Origin of the sequence: Terriglobus sp. YAF25 (assembly GCF_052113305.1) — a bacterium.
Lineage (GTDB): Bacteria > Acidobacteriota > Terriglobia > Terriglobales > Acidobacteriaceae > Terriglobus.
This window is the reverse complement of the sequence record NZ_JBFRCY010000567.1, coordinates 1-3114: the sequence shown is the minus strand read 5'-3', so window position 1 is coordinate 3114 and position 3114 is coordinate 1. Positions and strand designations below refer to the sequence as shown.

Genomic DNA, 3114 nt, shown 5'->3' with positions numbered 1-3114 from the left:
TCTCCATGCATTGGGAGAAGTTCAGATGAGGAATGAGGCAGACGCTCGCACGCATGGGATTGATACCCCTCTCGAACGCGTAGAGTCCTGCTATTCCGTAACGCCTCCACGGGCGCCAGTATGAGATATCGCTGATATTGGCGAGACTGTAGGAGACTTCTCGGGACTCGGCATAAGGCTGGCGGCAGATGAAGCCGTCGCCGGAGATGCGGAACATGGCATCGACGCCAAACCAGCGGCGCCACGCCGGACACAGGCCCAAGCCGAGCGGGATAAGTGCAGCAAGGCAGACCGGACGGTCATTCGGTTCGCTGAAGAGCAGGAGAAGAAGGAATGTCAGTGCCGCCGGCGCGAGACACAGAAACACCGTTTGCCGGTTCGGCGGATATACAGCCCGCACTGTAAGACCATCGGACGCGTCCTTAATTTCGAGCTGAAAACGCATGGAAGAGACAGTGTAGCCGGGTGGCAGACTCCGTCAGAAAGTAAACGTCTGGTTTTCTTCGTCTTCCTCTTCTTTGCTAAGCGGAGGAATAGATCGCCACTTCGCGATCAAACGGCCGACTAAGCGGCGAATGAATTTCAACATGAAGTGAGTCCTTGCACCTCTTGACGGGTTTGTCGCAGTCGAGGGGTACATACGCGAAAAAATGCTCTCTGTGGGTGAAGCCGCTTCCTTCTCAGGCGCGGCGTGGGACGGCTTTTAGCCGTCTCCCCTAAGCAAGACATTCGCGCCGCCGGCGCGAAACTATTGCGCGCCCGCGCACAATAAAGCAAGTCAGCTTTGACGATCGTTCTCTCGACGGCGTCCAGGCCGTTTCGTAAGGCGGGTTTGCTTAACGGCCGTGCCGTACGAGGTTGGGCTCAAGAGGGGCTCAGCCGCTGAGGGCGACGTATGTGGAGCGCACAGGCTTCGCCAGCTCATTTGCATGGCCCTTGCGAGTAGGGAGTTTCTGAATTTCCTCTGCTATCTCAGGTCGTAAATCCACTTGCTCAGTGACCTTGTCACAAGGTAGTCTGCAGTTCCTCCCCACATTTGATTCAAGGACACAAAGAGATGTACCGTCTTGCTGCAACACTCGCCTTTTCCTGCACGCTTTCTGCCCCACTCAACGCGTTAGGTCAAACCCAAGCCACCGCTTCACCGGCACCCGCTCCTATCGTTGCCGCCTCAACATCTCCCGATACCACAGGGAAGTACACTCTGCGAGAAGGGGAAGACGTTCACCTCAAGTTTGCGCAGGATCTAAGCTCAAAGACGGCCACTGAGGGGGACCCTGTAACACTGGTGCTCACGGATGATCTCAAGGTTAATGGGGTTACCGTTGCAAAAGAGGGAGCCAAGGCTTTCGGCGAAGTTACCAATGCGAAGAAGTCAGGAATGATGGGCAAGGCTGGAGAGCTCAGTATTCGTCTGGAATATCTGAAAGTTGGGGATACGAAAGTAAGGCTTCGGGGGACAAAGGGCAAAGAGGGAGAGAGTGGCACCACCAGCGCTGTGGTGCTTACTGTTCTTTTTGGACCGATTGGCCTCATCAAACACGGAAAGAACATTGAGATCAAGCAAGGCTCGGCACTTACGGCGTATGTCTCCGACGACATTGCTTTGCCTCCCGTGGCGAACAAGTAATCGCCTCAGCCATCGCCCTGACCAACAGGGACACCGCTTCGCGGACAGGATAAAATAGATAGTTGTGCGGGTCTGTGTGATGAGCACAGGCCCGTGCTGTTTTGATTCCGTCTCATGGAGTTCTTTCCTGTGCCTTCTTTGAAACAATCGGCAGTAGTTTTGGGCGCCCAGTGGGGCGATGAGGGCAAAGGCAAGATTGTCGATGTCCTCTCAGAGAAGTTTCAGGTGGTGGCGCGGTATGCCGGTGGGCACAATGCCGGGCACACCGTCATCATCAAGGGGAAGAAGTACGTCCTGCATCTGATTCCCTGCGGCGTGCTGCGGCCGGACTGCCTCAGCGTGATCGGCAATGGCGTCGTGATGGACCCTGCCGCCTTCCTGACCGAGGTGAAGATGCTGAAGGAGGCCGGTCTGCCGGTCGACGGACAGCTCTTTGTCAGCGACCGCGCCCAGGTGATCCTGCCCTACCACCGCATGATCGAGCTGGCCGCCGAGAACGCCCCCGGGCGCACAAAGATCGGCACCACCAGCCGCGGCATTGGACCTGCCTATGAAGACAAGATGCACCGTAATGGCCTGCGCGTAGTGGACCTGCTGAATTCGGCCCTGCTGCGCACCCACATCACCAATGCCTGCCATGAGAAGAACTCCATCGCGCACGCCTTGTGGGGCACGGAGCCGCTGAACCCGGCCAAGATCTACGAGGAGTACGCCCGCTACGCTGAGCAGGTGGCGCCGTACGTTACCGACACCGCCACCCTGATGAATGACAGCCTGAAGGCAGGGAAGCGGATTATGTTCGAGGGCGCCCAGGGTGCGCTGCTGGACATTGACCACGGCACCTATCCCTTCGTCACCAGCTCTTCGGCTACGGCCGGCGGAGCCGTGATCGGCACCGGCGTTGGACCGACGGCCATCGGCACTGTCATCGGCGTGACCAAGGCCTATGTCACTCGCGTCGGCGAAGGTCCGTTCCCGACCGAGATCCATGGAGAGATGGGCGAGGAGCTGCGCAAGCGGGGCAATGAGTACGGCGCCTCTACCGGACGCCCGCGCCGCTGCGGCTGGATGGACCTGCCAATCCTGCGCTACAGCAATATGATCAACGGAACGGAATGGCTGGTGGTGACCAAGATGGACGTTTTGGACTCCCTGAAGGAGATTCCGGTCTGCACCGCTTATAAGCTCGACGGCAAGGTCATCGACACCATTCCTGCAGACGTTCGCGGTCTGGAAGCCCTGGAGCCGGTCTACACCACGCTGCCCGGCTGGGCTGAGTCGACCGAGGGCATTACCGAGTTCGACAAGCTGCCGAAGAAGGCGCAGGAGTATCTGAAGTTCCTGGAAAAGGAGACCGGCGCGAAGATCGGTATGGTCTCCACCGGTCCGGATCGCGAACAGACGATGGTTCTGCCGGAGTTTGCTGCCAGCGTAATTGGATAGGGAAAGTTTGAGATGCAGCAAAAGCCCGCGTTCACGCGGGC

General features: G+C 58.1%; 3 protein-coding genes. 2 read left to right on the top strand and 1 reads right to left on the bottom strand.

Annotated features, from left to right (window positions below; translation table 11 throughout):
- A partial coding sequence (locus tag AB4043_RS20190) for a hypothetical protein (RefSeq protein ID WP_442307901.1) occupies positions 1 to 367 on the bottom strand: 367 nt, incomplete at its 3' end.
- Between the two features lie 690 nt (positions 368 to 1057).
- On the opposite strand from AB4043_RS20190, the gene AB4043_RS20185 reads away from it, so the two are divergent.
- Both AB4043_RS20185 and AB4043_RS20180 read left to right on the top strand, forming a co-directional pair.
- Positions 1058 to 1630: a hypothetical protein gene (locus AB4043_RS20185; RefSeq protein WP_442302539.1), complete on the top strand. Its 573-nt coding sequence runs from the start codon at positions 1058 to 1060 to the stop codon at positions 1628 to 1630.
- Positions 1631 to 1759: 129 nt separating this feature from the next.
- Positions 1760 to 3073 (top strand): adenylosuccinate synthase, encoded by a 1314-nt coding sequence (locus tag AB4043_RS20180; RefSeq protein ID WP_442302538.1) that lies wholly within the window; start codon positions 1760 to 1762, stop codon positions 3071 to 3073.
- Positions 3074 to 3114: the final 41 nt, after the last annotated feature.

Bases quoted from the DNA above. Each gene is read 5' to 3' on its own strand.
- AB4043_RS20185 (WP_442302539.1), top strand. From the start codon at position 1,058: ATGTACCGTCTTGCTGCAACACTCGCCTTTTCCTGCACGCTTTCTGCC.